This is a genomic window from Delftia sp. S65 (genome assembly GCF_016516495.1).
Lineage (GTDB): Bacteria > Pseudomonadota > Gammaproteobacteria > Burkholderiales > Burkholderiaceae_C > Comamonas > Comamonas acidovorans.
Genome location: NZ_JACVUR010000052.1, coordinates 17,263 through 40,442, shown reverse-complemented (window position 1 = coordinate 40,442; position 23,180 = coordinate 17,263). Strand labels below are relative to the sequence as shown.

At 66.2% G+C, this 23,180-nt stretch carries 24 protein-coding genes; 4 read left to right on the top strand and 20 right to left on the bottom strand.

All coding sequences use genetic code 11. The annotated features are described in order from the left end of the window. The first annotated feature begins 326 nt into the window (after nucleotides 1-326). Entirely contained in the window at nucleotides 327-2,204 is a 1,878-nt protein-coding gene (locus IAE24_RS26690; protein WP_199962070.1) for an ATP-binding cassette domain-containing protein, read from the top strand. Nucleotides 2,205-2,281: 77 nt separating this feature from the next. On the opposite strand, the gene IAE24_RS26685 is transcribed toward IAE24_RS26690, so the two are convergent. From IAE24_RS26685 to IAE24_RS26655, 7 genes are all read right to left on the bottom strand, one after another. Continuing rightward, nucleotides 2,282-3,415 (bottom strand): protein-glutamate methylesterase/protein-glutamine glutaminase, encoded by a 1,134-nt coding sequence (locus IAE24_RS26685; RefSeq protein ID WP_199962066.1) that lies wholly within the window; start codon nucleotides 3,413-3,415, stop codon nucleotides 2,282-2,284. A gap of 15 nt (nucleotides 3,416-3,430) precedes the next feature. Then, entirely contained in the window at nucleotides 3,431-4,168 is a 738-nt protein-coding gene (gene cheD / locus IAE24_RS26680; RefSeq protein ID WP_012202590.1) for a chemoreceptor glutamine deamidase CheD, read from the bottom strand. Nucleotides 4,169-4,201: 33 nt separating this feature from the next. Then, a complete protein-coding gene (locus tag IAE24_RS26675; RefSeq protein WP_013800375.1) occupies nucleotides 4,202-5,092 on the bottom strand; it encodes a CheR family methyltransferase in 891 nt (296 codons plus the stop codon). A 26-nt stretch (nucleotides 5,093-5,118) separates the two neighbouring features. After that, nucleotides 5,119-5,607, bottom strand: coding sequence for a chemotaxis protein CheW (locus IAE24_RS26670; protein ID WP_012202588.1), 489 nt, complete (start codon nucleotides 5,605-5,607; stop codon nucleotides 5,119-5,121). Between the two features lie 115 nt (nucleotides 5,608-5,722). Continuing rightward, nucleotides 5,723-7,921: a chemotaxis protein CheW gene (locus IAE24_RS26665; protein ID WP_123695297.1), complete on the bottom strand. Its 2,199-nt coding sequence runs from the start codon at nucleotides 7,919-7,921 to the stop codon at nucleotides 5,723-5,725. Nucleotides 7,922-7,960: 39 nt separating this feature from the next. Then, entirely contained in the window at nucleotides 7,961-8,323 is a 363-nt protein-coding gene (locus tag IAE24_RS26660) for a response regulator (RefSeq protein ID WP_012202586.1), read from the bottom strand. Nucleotides 8,324-8,375: 52 nt separating this feature from the next. Beyond that, nucleotides 8,376-8,822: a hypothetical protein gene (locus tag IAE24_RS26655; protein WP_012202585.1), complete on the bottom strand. Its 447-nt coding sequence runs from the start codon at nucleotides 8,820-8,822 to the stop codon at nucleotides 8,376-8,378. Nucleotides 8,823-8,941: 119 nt separating this feature from the next. On the opposite strand from IAE24_RS26655, the gene IAE24_RS26650 reads away from it, so the two are divergent. Together IAE24_RS26650 and IAE24_RS26645 are read left to right on the top strand one after the other, a co-directional pair. Then, complete coding sequence (locus tag IAE24_RS26650; protein WP_065346514.1) at nucleotides 8,942-10,090, top strand: hybrid sensor histidine kinase/response regulator; 1,149 nt, start codon at nucleotides 8,942-8,944, stop codon at nucleotides 10,088-10,090. Between the two features lie 39 nt (nucleotides 10,091-10,129). After that, complete coding sequence (locus IAE24_RS26645; RefSeq protein WP_012202583.1) at nucleotides 10,130-10,759, top strand: response regulator; 630 nt, start codon at nucleotides 10,130-10,132, stop codon at nucleotides 10,757-10,759. Between the two features lie 48 nt (nucleotides 10,760-10,807). Here IAE24_RS26645 and fliR read toward each other — a convergent pair whose 3' ends face one another. The 13 genes from fliR to fliF all read right to left on the bottom strand — a co-directional run bounded on the left by fliR (nucleotide 10,808) and on the right by fliF (nucleotide 22,411). Then, nucleotides 10,808-11,578, bottom strand: coding sequence for a flagellar biosynthetic protein FliR (gene fliR / locus IAE24_RS26640; protein ID WP_012202582.1), 771 nt, complete (start codon nucleotides 11,576-11,578; stop codon nucleotides 10,808-10,810). Nucleotides 11,579-11,607: 29 nt separating this feature from the next. Then, on the bottom strand, nucleotides 11,608-11,877 hold the full coding sequence (gene fliQ / locus IAE24_RS26635) for a flagellar biosynthesis protein FliQ (RefSeq protein WP_012202581.1): 270 nt from the start codon (nucleotides 11,875-11,877) through the stop codon (nucleotides 11,608-11,610). Nucleotides 11,878-11,903: 26 nt separating this feature from the next. Next, nucleotides 11,904-12,689: a flagellar type III secretion system pore protein FliP gene (fliP, locus tag IAE24_RS26630; RefSeq protein WP_012202580.1), complete on the bottom strand. Its 786-nt coding sequence runs from the start codon at nucleotides 12,687-12,689 to the stop codon at nucleotides 11,904-11,906. Continuing rightward, the gene (locus tag IAE24_RS26625; protein ID WP_012202579.1) at nucleotides 12,682-13,017 is read right to left on the bottom strand and encodes a FliO/MopB family protein; all 336 of its coding nucleotides are present in this window, start codon (nucleotides 13,015-13,017) and stop codon (nucleotides 12,682-12,684) included. The genes fliP and IAE24_RS26625 overlap by 8 nt, the downstream gene beginning before the upstream one ends. A 10-nt stretch (nucleotides 13,018-13,027) precedes the next feature. After that, on the bottom strand, nucleotides 13,028-13,459 hold the full coding sequence (fliN, locus tag IAE24_RS26620) for a flagellar motor switch protein FliN (RefSeq protein WP_013800372.1): 432 nt from the start codon (nucleotides 13,457-13,459) through the stop codon (nucleotides 13,028-13,030). Continuing rightward, entirely contained in the window at nucleotides 13,449-14,453 is a 1,005-nt protein-coding gene (gene fliM, locus IAE24_RS26615) for a flagellar motor switch protein FliM (RefSeq protein ID WP_012202577.1), read from the bottom strand. The genes fliN and fliM overlap by 11 nt, the downstream gene beginning before the upstream one ends. A gap of 18 nt (nucleotides 14,454-14,471) precedes the next feature. Continuing rightward, a complete protein-coding gene (locus IAE24_RS26610; RefSeq protein WP_012202576.1) occupies nucleotides 14,472-15,047 on the bottom strand; it encodes a flagellar basal body-associated FliL family protein in 576 nt (191 codons plus the stop codon). A gap of 253 nt (nucleotides 15,048-15,300) precedes the next feature. Further along, nucleotides 15,301-16,812 carry a flagellar hook-length control protein FliK gene (locus IAE24_RS26605; protein WP_199962065.1) on the bottom strand — a complete coding sequence of 504 codons (1,512 nt, stop codon included), beginning with the start codon at nucleotides 16,810-16,812 and terminating at the stop codon, nucleotides 15,301-15,303. A gap of 3 nt (nucleotides 16,813-16,815) precedes the next feature. Next, complete coding sequence (gene fliJ / locus IAE24_RS26600; protein WP_012202574.1) at nucleotides 16,816-17,280, bottom strand: flagellar export protein FliJ; 465 nt, start codon at nucleotides 17,278-17,280, stop codon at nucleotides 16,816-16,818. 65 nt (nucleotides 17,281-17,345) lie between these two features. After that, complete coding sequence (fliI, locus tag IAE24_RS26595; RefSeq protein WP_233626374.1) at nucleotides 17,346-18,788, bottom strand: flagellar protein export ATPase FliI; 1,443 nt, start codon at nucleotides 18,786-18,788, stop codon at nucleotides 17,346-17,348. Further along, nucleotides 18,778-19,689 (bottom strand): FliH/SctL family protein, encoded by a 912-nt coding sequence (locus IAE24_RS26590; RefSeq protein ID WP_123695308.1) that lies wholly within the window; start codon nucleotides 19,687-19,689, stop codon nucleotides 18,778-18,780. The genes fliI and IAE24_RS26590 overlap by 11 nt, the downstream gene beginning before the upstream one ends. Further along, entirely contained in the window at nucleotides 19,682-20,677 is a 996-nt protein-coding gene (gene fliG / locus IAE24_RS26585; RefSeq protein ID WP_012202571.1) for a flagellar motor switch protein FliG, read from the bottom strand. Before fliG ends, IAE24_RS26590 begins: the two co-directional genes overlap by 8 nt. Nucleotides 20,678-20,704: 27 nt before the next feature. Continuing rightward, a complete protein-coding gene (gene fliF / locus IAE24_RS26580; RefSeq protein WP_199962064.1) occupies nucleotides 20,705-22,411 on the bottom strand; it encodes a flagellar basal-body MS-ring/collar protein FliF in 1,707 nt (568 codons plus the stop codon). A gap of 177 nt (nucleotides 22,412-22,588) precedes the next feature. Between fliF and fliE the strand changes: the two genes are divergently transcribed. Beyond that, on the top strand, nucleotides 22,589-22,906 hold the full coding sequence (fliE, locus tag IAE24_RS26575) for a flagellar hook-basal body complex protein FliE (protein ID WP_013800367.1): 318 nt from the start codon (nucleotides 22,589-22,591) through the stop codon (nucleotides 22,904-22,906). The last annotated feature ends 274 nt before the right edge of the window (nucleotides 22,907-23,180 follow it).

The window sequence follows — 23,180 nt, the reverse complement described above, 5'->3', positions numbered from 1 at the left end:
AATCAAATTTCTTCGATCTTTTCAACACCAGCGATCTGCATCGCTTCTCTTTAGCAGAGCCTTGCATTGTAGCACGTTTTTTCGTGCTGTCTACAAGACTTTTCTGACTCATCGCTGTCTGCAAGGCAGTGTGGCGACGAGGGATCGAACTATAGCATGGGTTTTTACCGATGGCGTGAAATTCGTGAACTTCCTTGCAGACCCGTGAAGAAGCCACCGCCCCGCCCTCTGAAACCGGCTCGGAGCCTGCCCTGCGGGCAGGCTCCGAGCGGGGAGGCCTTGCTGCCTGCACCAGGAATCGGGCCCGCATAGATAATGCGCGCACGATGGCATTGATTACTTTGATAGACGCCCAACTGGCGTTCGGGCATGTGGCGCTTCTCGACCACGCCCAGTTTTCCCTGGAGAGCGGCGAACGTGTGGGCCTGATCGGTCGAAACGGCGCAGGGAAGTCCTCTTTGTTGAAGATTCTTGGCGGACTGGCCAAGGCCGATGACGGCCAGGTCCAGACGCAGTCCGGTATCCGCATTACTTATGTGGCGCAGGAGCCGGTGCTTGTGCCCGAGCAGACGATCTTCGAGTCGGCGTCCGCCGGCATTGCCGAGGTGATCGCCGTGCGCGAGCGCTATCTGGCGGGTGGCGAGGGCGAGGATCTCGATGCGCTGCAGTCCCAGATCGAGGCCTATGACGCCTGGAATTGGGAGCAGCGCGTGGAAGAGACGCTGCAGCGGCTGCACCTGGATCCCGACGCCCTGGTGGGCACGTTGTCCGGGGGGATGAAGAAGCGCGTTGCGCTTTCCCAGGCGCTGGTGGCCCGTCCTGACGTGCTGCTGCTGGACGAGCCTACCAACCACCTGGATCTGGATGCCATCGAGTGGCTGGAGGAGCTGCTGCTGAACTTCAAGGGCAGCGTGGTGACCATTACCCACGACCGCTCCTTCCTGGACCGCGTCTCCACGCGCATCGTTGAGCTGGATCGTGGAACGCTGCGCTCCTATCCCGGCAATTTCGTTCAGTACCAGCAAACCAAGGAAGATCAGCTGGCCCAGGAAGCCGTGATCAATGCCAAGGCCGACAAGCTGCTGGCCCAGGAGGAGGTGTGGATCCGCAAGGGCGTGGAGGCGCGCCGCACGCGCAGCCAGAGCCGCATCGGCCGATTGGAGCAGTTGCGGGCCAACCGCGCTGCCCGCCGTGATGTGCTGGGCGGGGTGAAGATGGACATTGCCTCGGGCCGGGGCGATGGCTACCAGGGCAAGATCGTGGCCGAGCTGACCGATGTGGCCAAGTCCTTTGGCGACAAGCAGATCGTCTCGCATTTCAGCGCCACCATCCTGCGCGGTGACAAGGTGGGACTGATCGGGCCCAACGGTGCCGGCAAGACGACGCTGCTCAAGATGATCCTGGGCGAACTGGCGCCTGACAGCGGCAACGTGCGGCTGGGTGCGAATCTGCAGGTGGCTTACTTCGACCAGATGCGGCACCAGATCAATATGGATGCCACGCTGGAGGACTTCATCAGCCCTGGCAGCGAGTGGATAGAGATCGGCAACCAGAAAAAGCACGTGAAGAGCTATCTGTCGGATTTCCTGTTCTCTCCGGCACGCGCTCACTCTCCTGTGCGTTCACTGTCCGGCGGCGAGCGCAACCGCCTGCTGCTGGCACGCCTGTTTGCCCGCCCCGCGAATGTGCTGGTTCTGGACGAGCCGACCAACGACCTCGATATCGAGACGCTGGAGATGCTGGAAGACCTGCTGCAGAACTACGACGGCACGGTGTTCCTGGTCAGCCATGACCGCAGTTTCCTGGACAACGTCGTCACCAGCACCATTGCCTGGGAAGGGTCGGGCAAGTGGCGCGAATACGAAGGCGGCGTTCAGGACTGGCTGGACCAGTCGCGCCGCAGCCAGGATCTGGCCGAGGCTGCACAGCCCAAGCCTGCCAAGGAAGAAGCCAAGCCGACGGCGGTGCGCAGCGACAGCAAGCCCAAGCGCAAGCTCAGCTACAAGGAGCAGCGCGAGCTCGATCAGTTGCCCGAGACCATTGCATCTCTGGAGGCGGAGCAGAAATCCATTCGCGAGTCCCTGGCCGACGGCTCGCTGTATGCCAACGACAACTCCCGCGCCGTTCAGTTGCACCAGCGCGATGGCGAGATCGATGAGCAGCTGATGGAGGCACTGGAGCGCTGGAGCGCCTTGTCCGAGTAGGCACCGTGTCGAACTGACAAAAAAAAGAGCGCCATGCGCTCTTTTTTCATGGAGGCCGCCAGAGCGGGCCGTTGCGCTCAGATGCGGTGGTGCACCTGGTCCGAACCTATGCGCAGCTTGCCCAGCAAGGCGGCGGCGATCTGGTTGAGGGGCAGCACTTCGTCGGCAGCGCCGTGGGCGATGGCCTCGCGCGGCATGCCGAAGACGATGCAGCTGGCCTCGTCCTGCACGAGGTTGTAGCTGCCTGCATCGCGCATTTCGCGCATGGCGACCGCACCATCGGCGCCCATGCCGGTGAGCATGATGCCGTAGGCGTTGCGGCCCGCGCAGGCGGCCACCGACTTGAACAGCACTTCGACCGAAGGCTTATGGCGATTCACCGGCGGGCTGTCATCGACCACGGCGACATAGTTGGCGCCGCTGCGCTGCACGGAGAAATGCTTGCCACCCGGGGCGATATAGGCATGACCGGGCAGCAGACGCTCGCCGTGCTGCGCTTCCTTCACGGTCATCTGGCACAGGCTGTTGAGCCGGGCCGCGAAGCTGGTGGTGAAGCTCGGCGGCATGTGCTGGGTGATGACGATGGCCGGGCAGTCGGCCGGCAGATGGGTGAGCACTTCGCGGATGGCCTCGGTGCCGCCCGTGGAGGCGCCGATGGCAACCAGCTTCTCCGTGGAAAGCCGCCCCAGCAGCGACGTCGGTGCAGCCTGGCGCGGCACGGCCGAACCTGCAGAGGAAGCGACCGGCGCTGCCGCGCTGCCTGCGGCAGAGGCTGCACTGCGGGGAGCGACCGGCAGACGCCGTACCTGGGCCACGGCAGCAACGCGGATCTTGTCCACGATCTGCGCGGCCAGTTCCTGCAGGCCGTTGGAGACACCCACGCGCGGCTTGGCCACGAAGTCGATGGCACCCAGCTCCAGTGCACGCATGGTGACCTCGGCGCCGCGTTCGGTCAGCGTGGAGATCATGACCACCGGCATGGGACGCAGGCGCATGAGCCGGCCCAGGAAGTCGATGCCATCCATGCGCGGCATTTCCACATCGAGCGTGATCACGTCGGGATTCATCTCGCGGATCATTTCGCGTGCGATCAGCGGGTCGTTGGCCGAGCCGATGCATTCCATGTCGTGCTGGCGATTGATGATCTCGGACAGCAGACTGCGCACCAGCGCAGAGTCGTCCACCACGATCACCCTGATTTTCCTGTCCATTCCTTTGAACCTTCCTCAAAACAGGTCGACCGAGCCGCCTGCCGTATTGCGTGCCACGACGGCTGCATTGCCGCGCGTGAATTCCTGCTGTACCAGCTCCTCCGGATGGGCATGTGCCAGGCGCTTGACCATGGCCTTGCCGCTGGCGGGGAAGAACACCACCTTGCGAGGGTAGATATCCAGCACATCCTCCGAGACGATGGGGATGCGTTCGGTCTGCAGGTACTGCGTGACGAAGGCGGTATTGCGTTCGCCCACGTTCATGGTGGTGAAGTTGTGCATCACCTGCCCGCCGCCGAAGATCTTGGCCTGCAGCGACTCGCGCCGGGCACCGAGCTTGAGCATTTCGTTGATCAGCAACTCCATGGCGTACGAGCCGTAGCGGCCCGATGCATCGGCAGAGTCGCCGTCGGGCAGCATGAAATGGTTCATGCCGCCCACGCGCATGGTGCGGTCCCAGATGCAGGCCGAGATGCAAGAGCCCAGCACGGTGACCAGGATCACGTCCTCGTTGGAGACAAAGTATTCGCCGGGCAGCACCTTGACGGCGTTGTGCTGGAAATGCGGGTCGTAATAGAAGAACGAAGCCTCGCCAGGGTAGCGCTGCTGGCGCTTGAGCTGCTCCAGCGAGGAACGCGGCACCGGATCGCCCGGTGCCGGATAGTCTGCAGCGGTATAGCTGTTGATGCGCGGCATGCGGCGACGCTCCGAGGGCGCCGGTGGCGGTGCGAAGGCAGGGCGGTCTCCGATCATGGGAGCACCCCCTGGCGTGCGGCAGGACCTGCGTCAGCGGCGCTCATAGACGGTCTTCCCCTTGAGCGTGAACAGATCGCGCGATTCACTGAAGTTCTCGGCATGCCCGACGAACAACAGGCCACCGGGCTTCATCACGCGGTGGATGCGCTCCAGCACGCGGCGCTGCGTGGCCGCGTCGAAGTAGATCATCACGTTGCGGCAGAAGACCACGTCGAAGGGGTCGCGGAACGGCCAGTCGTCACGGATCAGGTTGACGTTGAGAAACTCCACCAGGCGGCGCAGTTCGGGCTTGACGCGCACCAGGCCCGCATTGCCGGCCTTGCCCCGCAGGAAAAAGCGGTGCAGGCGCTCGGCGCTCATGCCCTTGATGCTTTCGGCGCGGTAGACGCCGGCCGATGCCGTGTCCAGCACGCGCGAGTCGATGTCGCTGGCCTGCAGCTGAAAGCTGGGCGTGGCACCCAGCGCTTCCAGCGCCGTCATGACGATGGAGTAAGGCTCTTCCCCGGTCGAGGCGGCATTGCACCAGACCTTCCAGGCCGTGCCGGCCGGCTTGCTGCGCAGATGCTGGGCAAAGATCTCGAAATGGTGCTGCTCGCGAAAGAACGCCGTGAGATTGGTGGTCAGCGCGTTCACGAACTCCTGCCACTCCACGCCGTCGGACTGCGACTCCAGCCAGTCCAGGTAGGTGGAGAAGCTGTCGTAGCCCGTCTCGCGCAGGCGCCGCGACAGGCGGCTGTAGACCATGGCGTGCTTGCCATCGTGCAGGCTGATGCCGGCCCGCTGGTAGATCAACGCCTGTACGCGGGCAAAGTCCCGCGACGACCATTCGAATTCGCGCCCCTGGGCCAGGGGCCCGTTGGCATCCCCGTCGTCGGCGACGGGACGTGCGGCCAGTGCCGCATTGGATGAGCCGGATCGCATGAGGGCGCTCAGTGCAAGAACGGGTCTCAGTCGACCGAGGCGACCAGGCCCATGTCCACGTTGTTCATGAGCTTTTCGATGTCCAGCAGGATGAGCATGCGCTCGCCCACGGAACCCAGGCCCAGGATGCAGCCGCTGTCGATGGCGCTTTCGATGTCCGGCGCGGGGCGCACGGCTTCGGGAGCCAGCTCCATCACGTCGCTGACCGAGTCCACCACGATGCCCACCACGCGGTTGCGCAGGTTCAGGATGATGACGACGGTGAAGCTGTTGTATTCCACCTGGGAGCAGTTGAACTTCAGCCGCATGTCCACGATGGGCACGATGGTGCCGCGCAGATTGACCACGCCCTTGATGAATTCCGGCGCATTGGCAATGCGGGTCGGCGGCTCGTAGCCGCGGATTTCCTGCACCTTCAGGATGTCGATGCCGTATTCCTCCTGGTCCAGGCGGAAGGTCAGGTACTCGCGCGCGCCGGTGGCGACGCCTTCTGCGGTCTTAGCGATCACGCTCATTGCTCAGCTCCTCAACTGTCGGGCCCGCGCCGTGGTGGCGCAGGCCATGGTTTCTTGGCGGCGCGCAGGCACTGCCTGCGGCGCCGTCGATTGTGGTCAGGTATCCCTGTCCCGTTCAGTGGCGTGCACGACGCACCAGCGCGCCGGTGTCCAGAATCAGCGCCACCGTGCCATCGCCCAGGATGGTGGCGCCCGAAACGTTGGGCACCTTGCGGTAGTTCGATTCAAGGTTCTTGACCACCACCTGGTGCTGGCCCAGCAGCTCGTCGACCAGCAAGGCCACGCGGCTGCCGTCGGACTCGACCACCACCATGATGTTGCTGGACTGGCTGGTGTCGCTGCGCGGCACGCGGAAGGTCTTTTCCAGCGCGAACACAGGCATGTACTCGTCGCGCACCTTGACCAGCTGCGTGCCGTTGGCCACGGTGTTCACGTCTTCGGCCTTGACCAGGAAGGACTCGACCACCGAGGACAGCGGCAGGATGTAGACCTCGTCGCTGACGCCGACCGACATGCCATCCATGATGGCCAGGGTCAGCGGCAGGCGAACGGCCACACGCATGCCCTTGCCCTGGGTGGACTCGATCTCGACCGAGCCGCCCAGCGCCGCGATATTGCGCTTGACCACGTCCATGCCCACGCCGCGCCCGGACACGTCGGTGACCACGTCGGCCGTGGAGAAGCCCGGCGCGAAGATCAGCTGCCAGACCTCCTGATCGGGCATGTTGTCCGAGACATCCATGCCGCGCTCGCGGGCCTTCTGGAGAATCCGCTCGCGGTTCATGCCGCGCCCGTCGTCGCGCACCTCGATGACGATGGAGCCGCCCTGATGGGAGGCTGCCAGCGTCAGCGTGCCGTGCTCGGACTTGCCGGCCGCCAGACGGTCCTCGGGCATTTCGATGCCGTGGTCCACGCTGTTGCGCACCAGATGGGTCAGCGGGTCGGTGATCTTTTCGACCAGTCCCTTGTCCAGCTCCGTGGCCTCGCCCAGCGTGATCAGGTCGATCTTCTTGCCCAGCTTGCCGGCCAGGTCGCGCAGCATGCGCGGGAAACGGCTGAACACGGTGGACATGGGAATCATGCGGATGGACATCACCGATTCCTGCAGATCGCGCGTATTGCGATCCAGGTCGGCCAAGCCTGCCAGCAGTTGCTGGTAGGCCGATGCGTCCAGTCCGTGGCTGTTTTGCGCCAGCATGGCCTGGGTGATGACCAGCTCGCCCACCAGGTTGATGAGCTGGTCGACCTTGGACACCGACACGCGGATGCTGGTGGACTCCATCTGCGCCTGCTGCGTCTGGGCCGCCGTCTTGGCGGCGGGCTTGGCCACGGCGCCGGCCGGCTGGATGGCCAGCGCGCCATCGGCCTGGGGCATGCCGGGCGCGCCGTTGAAGAAGCCATAGGCCTCATCGGCAGGCGGAATGGCGGCCGAGGCCAGGGCGGCATCGGGGTCGTGCGCATGCTCTTCAGCGGCCGGGGCTTGCGCCGCCACTGCTGCGGGTGCTGCCTCGGCAGGGGCTCCGGCCGCCGTGATGCGGACCTGCTCCTTGGCCACGTGGAAGGCGAACAGATCGAGCAGGTCGTCGTCGGTGGACGAGGTCTGCACGTCAAAGAGGCGGCTTTGCGGCTGATCGCAGGCCAGGTCCTCGATGCGTCCCAGACCGGGAATGTCGCGGAACAGCTCCTTGATGGCCTCGGCCATCTCCAGGCGCTCCAGCGGACCGATCAGGATATGCAGCGAACGTCCGCCGCTGCTGGGTGCCGTGCCGACGGCGCCGCCCGAGACAGGTGCTGCAGCAACCGGGGCCGGAGCCTGCGCTGGCGCAGCCACAGGGGCTGGAGCCGGGGTCGGTGCGGGAGCCGGCGCTGCCGCTGCAGGTACGGCGCTGCGGCCTTCCGCCAGCGTCTCGATGCGTGCCACCAGATCCGTGGTGGACAGGGCCTCGCCCTCGTTGCCGGCCTGGTGGCGTGCCAGCAGGCTGCGGCTGGCATCAGCCGACTCCAGCAACACATCGACCATCTCCGGAATCGGTGTGATCTCGTGCCGGCGCAGCCGGTCGAGCAGCGACTCCATGCGGTGCGTCAGCTCGGTCACGTCGGCAAAGCCGAAGGTGGCCGCCCCGCCCTTGATCGAGTGCGCGCATCGGAAGATGCCGTTGAGTTCCTCGTCATTGGCCGCTGACAGATCCAGATTCAGCAGCATCTGCTCCATCTGGTCGAGGTTCTCGGCCGCTTCTTCGAAGAAGATTTGATAGAACTGGCTCAGGTCGAAGTCTGCGCCCGCTCCTGCCCCATCCTGGTGTAGATCCGCCATCTTTGGTCCTGCTGTTTCCTGTTGCCCGTACTTATCGGCTCAACGCATTACTTTCTGAATGACTTCGATCAAACGGTTTGGATCGAAGGGCTTGACCAGCCAGCCCGTGGCGCCCGCGGCGCGTCCGGCCTGCTTCATCTGATCGCTGGATTCGGTGGTGAGAATGAGAATCGGCGTGTTCTGGAACTTGGGGTCTTCGCGCAGCTTGCGGGTCAGACCGATGCCATCCAGACGCGGCATGTTCTGGTCGGCCAGCACCAGGTCGACTTGTTCGAGCTGTGCCTTCTCGAGCGCATCCACGCCGTCAACCGCCTCCACAACGCGAAATCCCGCCCCTGCGAGGGTGAACGCCACCATCTTTCGCATCGAGGGGGAATCATCAACAGCCAGAATCGATCGCATGTATAGCTCCAACAGACGGGCAATAAAAGGTAGAAGAGTGCATGGTCAGTGGTCAGAACAGCTCGACCGAGCCAGCATCCATCTCGCTTTGCGTGACGGGATTGGGCCGGTCGGGTATCGCCGGCAGGCCCAGGGAATCGTCCTCCCCCTCGTCCACGCCCATGGTGGCTGCGGCCAACTGGAACGCGCAGCCTTGCAAAATCTTCGTAATATGGGCGATCAACTGGGAGGACATGTCGTGAAACTGCAACTCGGTCACCGCCAACCGAAGCGTGGACCGCGCGGCGTCCAGCTCGGGCAAGGCGCCTAGCGCCTCACCGGCCAGCTGGCCGTGGGTCTCGTCGAAACGGTCCAGCAGGTTCTGCGTTGCATGATTGAGAAGGCCTTCCAGGCGCTGCAGATCGCGCATCGCCACCAGCAAGGCATCCTGCAGGTCTGCGGCCACCATGACGGGCATGGGGACGGCAGGCTCGCCCGAAGGCTTGTGCATTGACTGCATTGTTACTCCACCACCAGCGTTTCAGCCCAATGTTCGCCATGCTCTGCAGCATGGCCAGCCCTTGTCAATCGTCCCCAAGAATGCAGCGCATCCCTTGATATACACGACCACTTGCATTTATGTTCCAAAATGTATCTCATGATAGCGCCCCCGGGGATGCCAGACCACCGCACAAGCCCTTGCGCATATTGCACATCGAGGATTCGGCGGCCGACCAGGCGCTGGCGCGGCTGAGCCTGCTGCGCGGCGGACTGGTCTGCGAGATTGTCGCGGTCGACCTGCTCGATGATGCCGCAGCCGCGCTGCAGAGCCAGGCATTCGACCTCATCCTGGCCGACTACCACCTGCCCGGCTTCACGGCGCTGGACGCCTGGGAGCTGGTGCGCCGCCAGCCCGGGCATCCGCCCTTTGTGCTGCTGTCGGGCGCCATCGGCGAGTCGGCCGCCGTGGACGTGATGCGCGAGGGCATCAGCGACTACCTGCTCAAGGACCACATCACGCGCCTGCCCCATGTGGTCTCGCATGCGCTGGAAGTGCACGAGGCCCGCCTGGCGCGCCGCCGCGCGGCGGCCGAGCTGGCGGCGTCCGAGCGGCGCCTGGCCGATCTGACCGAGCACCTGCAGACCTCCACCGAGCGCGAGCGCGCCAGCATTGCCCGCGAGATCCACGATGACATCGGCGGCTCGCTGACCTCGGTGAAGTTCGATGTGGCCTGGATTGCGCGCAATGCGCCCGAGGGCGGACTGCGCGAGCATGCGCTGGCCGCGCTGGAAATGCTGGAGCATGCGCTGGGTGCAAGCCAGCGCATCATGATGAACCTGCGCCCGCCCGTGCTGGACCAGGGACTGGTGGCCGCCGTGCAGTGGCTGGCCGAGAATTTCGAGCGCCGCACGGGCGTGCCCACCCGGGTGCGCAGCAGCCGCGAGAGCATGGACATCGCGCCCGACATCCAGGTCGTGGCCTACCGCACGGCCCAGGAGGCGCTGACCAACGTCGGCAAATATGCCCAGGCGCGCCATGTGGACATCGATCTCTCGGACCGCGAAGGCTTTCTCACGCTGGAGGTGACGGACGACGGCGTGGGCCTGGCCGAAGGCGCGCGCGACAAGCCCGAATCCTTCGGTTTGCGCGGTCTGGGCGAGCGTGCGCGCACCGTTCAGGGCTGGCTGGATGTCAGCAGTCAAGCCGGGCGAGGAACCTCGGTCATCGTCTCCATTCCGCTGGACGATGGCGGCACTTGCCCTAATATCCCGGGCAATGAATGCTGAACGCCATGGCGGCGTGACCCTTTTTCCAGGAGGCCGACTTTGATCCACGTGGTGCTGTGCGACGACCATGCGGTGCTGCGCCGGGGCATCCGTGACACCCTGGCCGAGGCAGTGGACATCAGCGTCACCGCCGAAGCAGGCAGCTATGCCGAGCTGCGCGAACAGCTGCGCACCGCCACCTGCGACGTGCTGCTGCTGGACATCAACATGCCCGGCCGCAGTGGCCTGGAAGCCCTGGCCAGCGTGCGCGAAACCCATCCGCTGATCAAGGTGCTCATGGTCTCCATGTACCCCGAGGATCAGTACGCGCTGCGCTGCCTGAAGGCGGGCGCGCAGGGCTACGCCAACAAGGCAGGCGACCCGGTGCTGCTGATCGAGGCGGTGCGTACCGTGGCCACGGGGCGCAAGTACCTGACGTCCGAAGTGGCCCAGATGCTGGCCGACAGCCTGGCCCAGCCCGCACCCCAGGTGCCCCATGAAAGCCTGTCCGAGCGCGAGCTGCAGACGCTGATCAAGATCGCGGCCGGCCAGCGGCTGACCGACATCGCCACCGAGCTGATGCTCAGCCCCAAGACCGTCAGCGTCTACCGGGCGCGCGTGCTGGAAAAACTGCAGATGAGCAGCAATGCCGAACTCACGGCCTACGCCATCCACAACCAGCTGATCTGAGGCTTTTGCGGCCGACAGGCCTGTAAATCTGTTGTTTTTCACAACTGCTTACATTGAAGTGCCAAATACCGCAATGCCGCGCTGCAGCAAGGCGACCAGGGGCTGCTCGAGCAGCGGCAGCGTGGCCATCAATCCCGTCAGGCCCACGGTGAGCGTGACCGGAAAACCCACGGCATAGATGTTCATCTGCGGTGCCACGCGCGAAATGATGCCCAGCACCAGGTTCACGAACAGCAGCATGGCGACCATGGGCAGGGCGATCCAGAAGGCACTGGCAAAGACCGCCGCCCCCATCTCGTGCAGCCGCATCTGGTTGATGGCCTGCAGGAAGCTGCCGTCCACAGGAAACGCCTCGTAACTCTTGAGCACGGCCATCAGCACCAGCAGGTGCCCGTTGATGACGATGAACAGCAGCGTGGAAATCTGGACCATGAAGCGCGCCACGGCGCTGAGCTGGGCATTCGTGGTCGGATCGAAGAAGCTGGCGAAGTTCAGCCCCATCTGCAGGCCGACCACCTCGCCCGCAACCTCCACGGCGGCAAACACCAGGCGCACGGCAAAGCCCACGGCCAGCCCCACCCCGACCTGCTGAATCAGCGTGCCCAGCGCCTGCGGCGAGTTGATGCCGATCACGGGCTGGTCGCCCAGCACGGGCTGCGCGCACACCGCCACCAGGAAGGCCAGGCCGATCTTCAGACGCATGGGAATGACGCGCTGCGAGAACACGGGGGCCACGGAAAACATGGCCAGCACGCGCAGAAACGGCCAGAGAACGGGCGACAGCCACGCCACCAGTTGGGCTTCGCTGAAGGTGATCACAGTGGCGTTTCCAGTGCGCGGCGCAGGGCTCAGCCCACCGCCTGCGGAATGGTCTCGATGGTGCGGCGGATGAAGTCCACCAGCGTGCTCAGCATCCACGGGCCCGCTATGGCAAACACCAGCACGGCGGAGATGAGCTTGGGCACGAAGGCCAGCGTGGCCTCATGCACCTGGGTCACCGCCTGGAAGACGCTGACGGCCAGGCCCACGGCCAGCACCACGCCCAGCACGGGCATGGAGATCATGAGCAGCAAGGTCAGTGCCTCGCGGCCGAAGGTGAGCACGTATTGGGAGGTCATGGAAGGATTTCCAAAAAAGAGCGGGGCTAGACGGCGAAGCTGGCGGCCAGCGAGCCTATGAGCAGGTTCCAGCCATCGGCCAGCACGAAGAGCATGAGCTTGAACGGCAGGGCCACCAGCACGGGCGACAGCATCATCATGCCCAGGGACATGAGGATCGAGGACACGACCATGTCGATGACCAGGAAGGGGATGAAGATCATGAAGCCGATCTGGAACGCGGTCTTCAGCTCGCTGGTCACGAAGGCGGGCACCAGCACGCGCAGCGGTGCGGTCTCGCTGGTGACGCCTGCATCGAGCTTGGCCAGCCGCGCGAACAGCGCAAAGTCCGACTGGCGCGTCTGCTTGAGCATGAAGTCGCGCATGGGCGCCTCGGCCTTCTCAATGGCCTGCTCGAAGGTCACGGCATTCGTGGTGTAGGGCACGTAGGCCTCCTGGTACACGCGGTCCAGGGTGGGGCCCATGACGAACAGCGTCAGGAACAGCGATAGGCCGATGATCACCTGGTTGGGCGGCGCCGACTGCGTGCCCAGCGCCTGGCGCATCAGCGACAGCACGATGACGATGCGGGTGAAGCCCGTCATCATCAAGAGGATGGCCGGCAGGAAGGACAGCGCCGTGAAGAACAGCAGGGTCTGGATGGGCACCGAAAAGCTGGTGCCACCGCTGCCCTGGCCGATGACCAGCGGAAGGCTGGCGGGCGCGCCCTGTGCCCAGGAGGCCAGGGGCGTGGCGCAGCACAGCGCCAGCGCTGCGGCGCCAGCGGCCTGGCTCAGCGTGCGCGCCGGGCGCTTGCAGGAATATTCAGACATTCGCACCGTCCGCAGGCAGGCTGCGCGCTTGCGCCATCGCAGCCGAAAAATCAGCAGGGGCCGGGGCCTGCAGCACATGCAGGCACTGGATGCTTTGCGCCGTGACGCCCAGCACCAGACGCACGGTCTGCGCGCCCTCGCCCACTTCCACCGTCACCACCCGCTGCTGCGGGCCCACGCCCACGGCGCCCAGCACCCGCGACTGCAGGCCGGCCGCGCCGCGCAGCGCAGCCGTGCGCTGCTGGAAGCGGCGCAGCAGCCAGGGCAGAGCGGCCATGGCCGTGACCAGGGCCACCACCGTGAGCAGGGTCGGCCACAGCGGGCCCATGCCGGCGCTCTCAGCCACGGCTGACCCGGCGCAAGCGCTCGGACGGCGTGACCACGTCGGTCAGGCGGATACCGAACTTGTCGTTGACCACCACCACCTCGCCCTGGGCGATCAGGTAGCCGTTGACCAGCACGTCCATGGGCTCGCCGGCCAGTGCGTCGAGTTCGACCACCGAGCCCTGGGCCAGTTGCAGGATGTACTTGATCGGCACCTTGGTGCGGCCCAGCTCCACCGACAGCTGCACCGGGATGTCCAGCACCATGTTGATGTCGTTGACCGGCACATCGCCGCCACCGGCGTAGGGACGCACGGGCTCGCCCGTCAGCGGGCCGCCCTGCTCCTCTTCCAGCTTGGCGTCGCGCTCGCGCTGCTCGTCCAATGCCTCTGCCCAGCCCGAGAACGGATCATCGCCAGCGGGCTTTTGCGTATCTTCAGTTGCCATTGTTTTCTCCCATCCAGCCAGCGTCGGCGCCACGCAGGCAGTTCTCGACGCGGATTGCGTACTTGTCGTTGTGAGTGCCGTACTGGCACTCGAAAATCGGGACGCCGCCAATGGAGGCGCGGATCAGCGGCTCGCGGTCGAGTTCGATGAAATCGCCGGGGCGCATGGCCAGCAGCTGCTCCACCGTGGCGTCGGCACGTGCCAGTTCGGCCACCAGGGTCACCTCGGCGGCCTGGATCTCGCGCTTGAGCACCTTGACCCAGCGGCGGTCCACTTCGATGGAGTCGCCCTGTGTCGAGGAATACAGCACATCACGGATGGGCTCCAGCGTTGCATAGGGCATGCAGATGTGGATGGAGCCCGAGATGTCGCCGATCTCCAGCTGAAAGGCCGTGGACACGACGATTTCGCTGGGCGTGGCGATGTTGGCGAACTGCGGTTGCATCTCCGACCGCTGGTAGCCCAGCTCCAGCGGATAGATGCCGTGCCAGGCCTTCTTGTATTCCTCGCAGATCACGTTGACCAGGCGGTTGATCACGCGCTGCTCGGTGTGCGAGAAGTCTCGCCCTTCGATACGCGTCTGCAGCCGGCCCGTGCCGCCGTACAGCGTATCGATGACACCGAACACCAGCGAGGGGTCGCAGACCACCAGGCCGCTGCCGCGCAGCGGACGGATGGCGACGATGTTGAAGTTGGTGGGCACCACCAGCTCGCGCAGGAAGGCGCTGTAGCGCTGCACCGACACCGTGCCCACGGACACTTCGGGACTGCGGCGGATGAAGTTGAACAGGCCGATGCGGAAGTTGCGGGCAAAGCGCTCGTTGACGATTTCCATCGTCGGCATGCGCCCGCGCACGATGCGCTCCTGGCTGGAGATGTCGTACTGGCGGATGATGCCCGCCTCGACCTCCTCGGTCGTGGATTTCTGGCTCTCGCCGGTCACACCCTCCAAAAGGGCATCGACTTCTTCCTGGGAGAGAAACGAATCGCTCATGGCGCCTGGCCTCCCCGGTTACTGGATGATGAAGCTGGAGAAGAGCACGCGGCGCACCGGGTTCTTGCCAGCGGAGGAGCGGCGGCGCTCGCCGTCTTCGTCCTCGGCATCCTCGTCGCGGCTGCGCTTCTTGGCCTTGGCCTGGTTGCCGTAGCCCAGCGGGGCCGAGACTTCGTTGAGCACGTCGGCGGCCAGGCGCTCCTTGCCTTCGCGCTCCAGCAGTTCCTCGGCCGTGCGCTGGGACACCAGCATCAGGATGCCGTTGCGGATGCTGGGCAGGTATTGCTTGACCGTGGTGGCGGTCTTCTCGTCGGCCAGCTCCAGCGTGATGCCGATCTGCACGAAGCGGTCGCCGCCCGTATCGGACAGATTGACCACCAGGTTGTCCAGCGGCAGGAAGGTGGGCACGGTCACGGCCGCCTTGCTGGCGCTGCCCTCTTCCTCATCGCCGCTGCTGTGGCGCTTGGACAGCAGGATGAAGGCAGCGGCCGCGCCTATGGCCAGGACGGCAATGATGACGATCAGCACGATCAGCTTCTTGCCCTTGGCCGGGGCGGGAGCTGCATTGTTGGCGGCATTGGGTGTGGCAGACACTGGAATTCCTCTGGGTGAGCGGGACCGCCACGCGCACGCGCTTCATGCGCGGCGCCATGACGCAGCAGGCCCATGGCAGGAATTATTCGGCGATTGGACCCCGGACCATGGCCTGAATAAGCGCATGAAACCCCGGTTTCTCGCTGGCTTGATGGCCCTCAAACGCCACAGGCCGGGCAGCTTGTCGCCACCCGGCCTGTTGTGAAAACCCTGAAACGGCGCATGCGCCGCCCCGCAAGAAGCGCAGGAAGAATCAGACGAACAGATCCACCCCGCCCGCTGCCGCGCGGCCACCGCCGGCCTGTGCGGCGCCATTGCCGCCCGTGACGCCGGCGGCATCGACCATGGCGCTCACGCGGCCCTGGCGCGCCTGGGCGTCGGCCCCCTGTCTTCCCGAATCGCCGCTGCCGGACTGGCCGCCCGCATCCACGCTGACGCCGGCCAGTTGCAGGCCCTGGGCCTGCAGCAGCTCGCGCAGCTGGTCGGCACCATTGCCCAGCCAGTCACGCGCCTGGGCTTCGCTGGCGCCAAAGCGCACATGGGCCTCGTTGCCCTGCAGGCTGACCTGCACCTGGATGGCCCGGCCCTCATGCTCCACGGACAGCGAGGCGTTCTGGTTCTTGTTGTGGACCCAGAAGGCCACCTGCTCGGACACCTGCTGCTCGCGCTCGGTGGAATTGCCCGGCTGGGCCTGGGCGTCGGGCTGGGCAAAGGCCGCGCCATTTTGGCCGGCCGCCTGCTGGCCCAGGGATTGGCCGGCATGGGCCGCGCCCACGGCAGCCGCAACGCCGTGCAGTCCGTTCGCCGCCGACTCCGTGGAGGCGGTGCCGCCGTCACGGGCTCGCTCGAACAGGCCGCGCCATTCTTCGGGCCGCACTGCGGCCATGCCGTTGAGCGCAATGCCCGACGCCAAGGCCGCGTCCTGCCGCACACCGGCCGCCAGGGCCTGGGGCGTGTGTTCATGCGTGGCCTGGGCGGTGGTTGCCGTGCGTGCGGCGGCGGCCGTCAGTGCCGCATCGGACTGCACGGCGGCCAGCATATCGGCGGCCTGGGCCTGTGCCTGGGTACGGCGCGCAGCGCCATCGGTCAGTGCCCCGGCTGCATTGGGGTCCGCAGCGGCAGCCAGGGCCGCAGCATTGGCGCTGGCCGTGGCCAGCGCCGTGCCTGCGGCATCACCGGCTGCGGACTGCGGAGCCAGGAAGGCCGCGTGCGCCACAGCGCCCTGCTCCTGGCGCAGGGCCATCATGGCAGCGCTGCCCCGGCCGGACAGCCAGTCGCCCGCCACGCCCTGCAGCATGTCGCGGTCGCCCTTGCCGTCCAGATGGGCGGTCTGCCCGACCAGACTGAGCCAGGGCGCCTGGCCGTTGGCAGCCAGCGCCATGGCATCGGCCTGCGCCGAGGTGGTCATATCGGTCGGCTCCGCCTGCGGTTGCAGCGGCAGTTGCGGCTGCTGCAGCAGGCCCTGCGCCAGGCCGGGATCGGCCAGCAGGTCTGCGGCATCCTTCAGGCCGTCCTTGGCTGCGCCCTTGAGGCTGGACAGCGCGGAAAGAGCGGCACTGCCGTCCTCGCCCAAGGCCTGGCCGAGGGCGCCCGAGGCCAGCGCCGGCAATCCGCCAATGCCATCCATCGCCGCCAGCAACGAAGAAAAGCCTGCGGCCTGGTCGTTGGAGGGCGGCTGCGTGCCGCGCGCGGAGCGAACGCCTTCCATGGCGCGCTGCATGGCGCTGCGCGCATCGGCGCGCTGTTCGATCTGGTTGGTGGACATGCGTCAAGCCTCCTGGAATGTCAGCCCGAAGCTGCGACGGAAAAACTGGATGGCCGCACGTTCATCGGTCTCCTTTTGCTCGCGGCGCATCTGGCTCAGCGCCAGATCGCGGCGGCGCACCTCGACGACCTTGCGCAGGCTGCTGACCCGCAGCTCGCAGGCCATCAAGGCCTTTTGCGCGGCCTCCAGGCGGATCGCCAGGTCGGCCAGCACCCGCGTCTGCAGGCCGATGGCGTGCTGCAGGCGGTCCATGAACTGGTACTGGTGGAACATGACCTCGGGCTGCACGGACTGGTTTTCCTGCGCGCCCCAGCGCGTCTGCATTTCCTGCACATAGTGCTGCAGCTGCTCCATTTGCGTCTGCGCGGCCTGCTGCGAGCGCAGGCGCTCCTGCACCGCCTGGCGCGCCTCGTCACGCTTGCGCGACGCGGCATCGATGGCCACCATCAAGGCATTCAAGGACGACATACCGGGGTTTCCTCCCTGTGTTCGTTATCGCGTTGGTCGCGTTTTGGCAGTGCCGCGTCGCCGCGTCACTGCCCACCGAGTGCGGCAGCCATGCCCGAGATGCTCTCGTCCATGGAAGCCGACTCGAACATGCTTTGCTGCAGAAAGGCCGCCATGGCCGGCTGCAGGCGTATCGCTTCATCCATCTGCGGGTCAGAGCCCGCCATGTAGGCACCGACCTGGACCAGGTCCCGCCCCTTCTGGTAGCGCGAATAGACAGCGCGAAAGCGCCGTGCCAGCTCGAAATGCTCGCGCGAGACCACGTTGTGCATCACGCGCGAAGCCGATTGCTCGATATCGATGGCCGGGTAGTGGCCCGACTCGGCCAGCGCCCGCGACAGCACGACGTGGCCGTCCAGAATGGCGCGCGCCGCGTCGGCAATAGGGTCCTGCTGGTCGTCGCCTTCGGACAGCACGGTGTAGAAGGCCGTGATCGAGCCCACGCCGTTGAGGCCGTTGCCGCTGCGCTCGACCAGGGCCGGCAGCTTGGCAAAGCACGACGGCGGATAGCCCTTGGTGGCCGGCGGCTCGCCAATGGCCAGGGCGATCTCGCGCTGGGCCATGGCATAGCGGGTGAGCGAGTCCATGAGCAGCAGCACATGCTGGCCCTTGTCGCGGAAATGTTCGGCAATGGCCGTGGCATAGGCGGCGCCCTGCATGCGCAGCAGCGGCGGCGCATCGGCCGGGGCGGCGACGACCACGGCGCGGCTGCGGTCCTGCGCACCGAGGATGTCCTCGACGAATTCCTTGACCTCGCGGCCGCGTTCGCCGATCAGGCCGACCACGATCACGTCCGCCTGGGTGTAGCGCGCCATCATGCCCAGCAGCACGGACTTGCCCACGCCCGAGCCCGCGAACAGGCCCAGACGCTGGCCCCGGCCCACGGTGAGCAGGGCGTTGAGCGAGCGCACGCCGGTGTCCAGCGTCTCGCGCACCGGGTCGCGGTCCATGGCGTTGATGGGGTTGCGGTCCAGCAGATCGGCGCTCACGTCGGCCAGCGGGCCGCCATGGTCCAGGGGCTGGCCCTGCGAATCCACGACACGGCCCAGCAGGCCGCTGCCAATGGGCAGGCGCAGCACGCCGGCCGCCAGGGACACGGGCGGCTCGACACCGTCGCCAAAGCGCAGCGGTGCGACAAAGGGTTCGGCCGGCGTCACGATGGCGCCGCTGGACAGGCCCTGGATGTCGCCCGCAGGCATGAGAAACGCACGCTCGCCGGCAAAGCCGACGACCTCTGCCAGCACCGGGTCCTGGCCCTGCTGGCGTATCCAGCACTGCGAGCCCACGCGCACCTGCAGGCCCGTGGCCTCCAGCACCAGGCCGGTCAGGCGCGTGAGCGTGCCGTGGGTTTCCAGGGGAATGTCGCCCTGCAGGCGGGCGCGGGCATTGGACAGCAGTTGCTGCCAGGGCCTGGCGGCAGGCTCGGGGGTCAGTTTGGCGGCGTCGGCCAGCGGGGCGTCAACCGGCATCGCGTTCTCCGTCATACCAGGTGGAGACCAGGCCCAGCGCGGCCACGGCGCGGCGCCAGCGCTTGTCCATGCCGGCATCGACCTGGGCGCCGCCCGATTCCACGCGCACATCGCCCTGGGCCACGGAGGCGTCGCTGATCCACTGCACCTTGGACTGGGCGCCATGCTCGGCGCGCAGCGCCTCGTCCAGCACGGCGAAGTCGGCGGGGTTCAGGCGCACGGTGGCGGCGCGACCGTCGGCGGCCAGCATGTCCAGCGCCTCGCGCACCACGGGCAACAGGGCCTGGGGCTGGCTGCGCAGCTCCTGGCGGACCACCTGGCGCGCAATGTCGCAGGCCAGGTTGAGCAGTTCCTGCGCTGCATCCGTCTGCAGCTGCTTGAAGCCGGCATCCAGGCCGGACAGCAGCGCGTCCACGCGCTGCGCCGTCTCGCGGCCCGTGCCGGAGACATAGTCATCCATGTGTTGCTGCCACTGCTGCTGGGCTTCCTGGCGGCCCTGCTCCAGGCCCTCGGCATGGCCTTCGGCGCGTGCCTGTTCCAGCAGGGCATGCAGTTGTTCCTCATCCACTGCGGGGGCGGTGGAGGCCGGGGCGCCCGGCGTGTCGGCTTCGACATCCAGCACCATGGAGTCGGCCTCCAGCCGGGGCGCATCGGAGCGGCCGGGCAGCGACAGGCTGTGAAAGCCCGACGAGGAGGCAGGCGCGCGCGCCATGCCCGCGCCGCCATGCCCAGCCTGGGCACCGGATGCGGCGGGCGCACCCTGGATGTCCGGCAGACCCGCGAGGCTGGGCAGGCTTTTCAGGCCGCCCATGTGGTCCACGGCGCCGAAGCGCCACTGCACCACCTGGCGCTCGTCGATCTCCTCGGAAGGGATGAAGCGCGAGTTCATGCCGTTAGACATAGCTGTCTTCCGCACCGCTGCCGATGGTGATCTGGCCTTCTTCGGCCAGGCGACGCACCACCTTCAGGATTTCCTTTTGCTGCGCTTCCACTTCGGACAGGCGCATCGGGCCGCGGCCTTCCAGGTCCTCGCGCAGCGACTCGGCGGCACGCATGGACATGTTGGCCAGGATCTTGTCGCGCACTTCCATCGAACCGCCCTTGAGCGCGATGATCAGCGTCTCGGACACCACCTCGCGCAGCACCAGCTGCACCGAGCGGTCGTCCAGCTTGACCAGGTCGTCGAACACGAACATCTTGTCCATGATCTTCTGGGCCAGGTCCGGGTCGTAGTTGCGGATGGTGTCCAGCACGGCCACGTCGGCATTGCCGCCGAGGTTGTTGATCATCTCGGCCGCCGTCTTGACGCCGCCCAGCGAGGTCTTGCGGATCTTGTCGCCGCCGGCCAGCACCTGGAACAGCACCTCGTTGAGGTCCTTGAGCGCGGTCGGCTGAATGCCTTCCAGCGTGGCCACGCGCAGCATGACTTCGCTGCGGAAACGCTCGGGCAGCTGCATCAGCACGGCAGCGGCCTGCTCGTGCTCCAGGTGCACGAGGATGGCGGCCACGATCTGCGGATGCTCGCCGCGCAGCAGTTCGGCCACGGACAGCGGGTCCATCCACTTGAGGCTTTCGATGCCGGAGACATCGCCGCCCTGCAGGATGCGGTCGATCAGCAGCGCCGCCTTGTCGTCGCCCAGGGCGCGCTTGAGCACCGAGCGCACATAGCCGCTGGCGTCGTCCACCAGCAGGCTTTGCGCGGCCGCGTCATCGGCAAAGCGGTTGATGACGAAGTCCACCTTCTCGCGCGAGACACCGCGCATGTGCGCAATGGTCTCGCCGAGCTTTTGCACTTCCTTCGGGGTGAGGTGCTTGAACACCTCGGCCGCTTCCTCCTCGCCCAGGGAGACCAGCAAGATGGCGGCGTCGTTCAGGCCTCGTTCGTCCATATCTCAGCAATCCGTGTTTTGAGAGGCTCAGGTGGCCTCGCCGTTGATCCAGGTCTTGACGATGTTGGCCACCGCGATCGGGTTCTGCTTGGCCAGTTGGCGCGCCTGCTCCAGGCGCACTTGCTCCTGCGTGGGCGAAAGATCGACAGCGGGTGCAGCCAGCGCCGGACGGTCCAGCTGCTCGCCTTCGATGGCATTGAGCTGTCCGCCCACGGCCACCGTCTTGCGGCTCTTGAGCATGGGTCGCACCAGGCCCAGCAGCAAGATGGCGCCGAACAGGGCCAGGCCGATGGGCACGCCCAGGCTGCGGGCCATGGCCAGCACTTCGGGCTGGCGCCACAGCGGCACATCGGCGGGCACTTCGTCCTGCACAAAGGGCGTGCTGACCAGGTTGACCGAGTCGCCGCGCTCGGCGCTGTAGCCCACGGTCTCGCGCACCAGGGTCAGCAGTTGCGCCTGCTGCGCCGCCGTCAGGCCGCGTGCGGCGGCAGCGACGGTGGCTGCATCGGTTGCCCCGGCCGCACCGGCAGCGGCCGGCGCAGGGGCAGCCACCAGGGGCGCATTGATGACCACGGCGGCCGTCAGGCGCTTGATGCTGCCCGTGCTGCCGCGTGTGTGGCGCACGGTCTTGTCCACTTCGTAATTGGTGATGGACTCGCGCTTGCTGGCAGCGCGGGCGGCGTTCTGGCCGTCGGCCGCCTGGGGCGCGGGATTGGCGCCGTTGACGGGCGCGGAAGCGTTCTGGGGCGGCTGGTTGCTGGTGGCGCCGGGAATGCCCGTGGGCTGGGGCGGCTTTTGCTCGCCCGAGCTTTCCACCACCTGCTGGCTGCGCACCACGCCCGCGTCGGAGGACTGGTTGGGACGGTGCTGCTCCGAAGTCGATTCGGTCTGGCTGAAATCCATCTCGGCCGAGACCTGCGCCTTCACATTGTTCTTGCCGACCACGGGCTCCAGGATCTCCAGGATGCGGCGCACGTACTGCTGCTCGATCTGCTGGGTGTAGTTCAGCTGCTGCATGTCCACAGCATTGGCGTTGCCGTCGGGCGACTGCGACAGCAGCTTGCCCGAGTCGTCCAGGATGCTCACGGCCGTGGGCGCCATCTCGGGCACGCTGGAGGCCACCAGGTGCACGATGCCCGCGATCTGCGTGCGGTCCAGCACACGGCCCGGGTACAGGCTCAGCAGCACCGAGGCCGAGGGCTTTTGCTGCTCGCGGAAAAAGCCGTTCTGATTGGGCAGGGCCAGGTGCACGCGTGCGCTTTGCACGGCGGCCAGGGCCTGGATGGAGCGCGTCAGCTCGCCTTCAAGGCCGCGCTGGAAATTGAGGCGTTCCTGGAACTGGGTGATGCCGAACTTGCTGTTCTCCATCAGCTCGAAACCCGTCACCGAACCCTTGGGCAGGCCCTGGGTGGCCAGCTTCAGGCGTACATCGTGCACGCGGTCGGACGGGATGAGGATGGCACCGCCGCCTTCCGTGTAGCGGTAAGGCACGTTCATCTGCGACAGCTGGGCGACGATGGCGCCGCCATCCTTGTCGCTCAGGTTGGAGAACAGCACCTTGTAGTCCGGCTGGCGGTAGAACATGGCCGCCGCACCCAGGGCGACGACCAGCAGCACGGCGATCGCGCCCCAACGCAGGCGCGCGCCACGGTCCATGGCCGTCCAGCGCTGCTGCAAGGCAGGCTGGGGCACGGGAGTGGCTTGAGGGACAGGGATTTCAGCGACAGCAGACATCTTGGTTCCAGGTGTTCGAGCCCTGCACACACAGGACCCTAGCGTGCTGTCGATTATTCGAAGTCCGCCGCTTCACATTCGCCCGATAAGCGCGCCGTTTGGCCGTCTATTTGCCGCGATGCGAAAACCCTGCCGCCCTACGATCTCGTCATCTTGCTAACTCCGATGGAATGTGTCATGGACCTTCGCATCCCCAGTACCACCTCTCCCCTGTACGGCACCCAGCTCCCCAAAGGCGTGGGCGCAGGCGACGCATCGACCAAAGTGGCGGCTGGCGGCTTCAGCCAGGCCCTTCAAGGCGCGCTGCAGTCCGTCAGTTCAGCCCAGAACAACTCCAGCCAGCTGCAGCGTGAGGTGCAGTTGGAGAACCCGGCCGTCAGCCTCGAAGAAACCATGATCGCCATGCAAAAGGCGCAGATCGGCTTCCAGGCCACGATGCAGGTGCGCAACCGGCTCGTGCAGGCCTATACCGACGTGATGAACATGCAGGTGTGAGGACGTCCGGCCCCGGCCGGACCCTCTTTGCCTCCTCGGATCGCAGACCGCAGACCGAACGGGATTCGCGCGCGCCATTGCCATTGCATGGCAGCGTCATTTCCGCGCATTTCGGATCTTGCCGCCTTCAGGGTCCTTGCTTCGTTTTCCCCGGATCTGGCCTCTGGCCGTCCCTCATTCCTGGCCGCCCTTCCTGCGCACGGCCATCCAGCACTCCCCTGCCTCCACCTCATTGACCAAGCGCAGCCTCATCCCGCGCATGGATGGGTACGCC

Bases quoted from the DNA above. Each gene is read 5' to 3' on its own strand.
- fliE (WP_013800367.1), top strand. From the start codon at position 22,589: ATGGACCTTCGCATCCCCAGTACCACCTCTCCCCTGTACGGCACCCAG.
- IAE24_RS26675 (WP_013800375.1), bottom strand. From the start codon at position 5,092: ATGCGATCCGGCTCATCCAATGCGGCACTGGCCGCACGTCCCGTCGCC.
- IAE24_RS26605 (WP_199962065.1), bottom strand. From the start codon at position 16,812: ATGTCCACCAACCAGATCGAACAGCGCGCCGATGCGCGCAGCGCCATG.
- fliM (WP_012202577.1), bottom strand. From the start codon at position 14,453: ATGAGCGATTCGTTTCTCTCCCAGGAAGAAGTCGATGCCCTTTTGGAG.
- IAE24_RS26685 (WP_199962066.1), bottom strand. From the start codon at position 3,415: ATGGACAGGAAAATCAGGGTGATCGTGGTGGACGACTCTGCGCTGGTG.
- IAE24_RS26660 (WP_012202586.1), bottom strand. From the start codon at position 8,323: ATGCGATCGATTCTGGCTGTTGATGATTCCCCCTCGATGCGAAAGATG.
- IAE24_RS26590 (WP_123695308.1), bottom strand. From the start codon at position 19,689: ATGTCTAACGGCATGAACTCGCGCTTCATCCCTTCCGAGGAGATCGAC.
- fliJ (WP_012202574.1), bottom strand. From the start codon at position 17,280: ATGTCGTCCTTGAATGCCTTGATGGTGGCCATCGATGCCGCGTCGCGC.
- fliN (WP_013800372.1), bottom strand. From the start codon at position 13,459: ATGGCAACTGAAGATACGCAAAAGCCCGCTGGCGATGATCCGTTCTCG.
- IAE24_RS26650 (WP_065346514.1), top strand. From the start codon at position 8,942: ATGTTCCAAAATGTATCTCATGATAGCGCCCCCGGGGATGCCAGACCA.
- IAE24_RS26665 (WP_123695297.1), bottom strand. From the start codon at position 7,921: ATGGCGGATCTACACCAGGATGGGGCAGGAGCGGGCGCAGACTTCGAC.
- fliQ (WP_012202581.1), bottom strand. From the start codon at position 11,877: ATGACCTCCCAATACGTGCTCACCTTCGGCCGCGAGGCACTGACCTTG.
- fliP (WP_012202580.1), bottom strand. From the start codon at position 12,689: ATGTCTGAATATTCCTGCAAGCGCCCGGCGCGCACGCTGAGCCAGGCC.
- IAE24_RS26670 (WP_012202588.1), bottom strand. From the start codon at position 5,607: ATGAGCGTGATCGCTAAGACCGCAGAAGGCGTCGCCACCGGCGCGCGC.
- fliI (WP_233626374.1), bottom strand. From the start codon at position 18,788: ATGCCGGTTGACGCCCCGCTGGCCGACGCCGCCAAACTGACCCCCGAG.
- fliG (WP_012202571.1), bottom strand. From the start codon at position 20,677: ATGGACGAACGAGGCCTGAACGACGCCGCCATCTTGCTGGTCTCCCTG.
- IAE24_RS26625 (WP_012202579.1), bottom strand. From the start codon at position 13,017: ATGGGCCCGCTGTGGCCGACCCTGCTCACGGTGGTGGCCCTGGTCACG.
- IAE24_RS26690 (WP_199962070.1), top strand. From the start codon at position 327: ATGGCATTGATTACTTTGATAGACGCCCAACTGGCGTTCGGGCATGTG.
- IAE24_RS26655 (WP_012202585.1), bottom strand. From the start codon at position 8,822: ATGCAGTCAATGCACAAGCCTTCGGGCGAGCCTGCCGTCCCCATGCCC.
- cheD (WP_012202590.1), bottom strand. From the start codon at position 4,168: ATGATCGGAGACCGCCCTGCCTTCGCACCGCCACCGGCGCCCTCGGAG.
- fliF (WP_199962064.1), bottom strand. From the start codon at position 22,411: ATGTCTGCTGTCGCTGAAATCCCTGTCCCTCAAGCCACTCCCGTGCCC.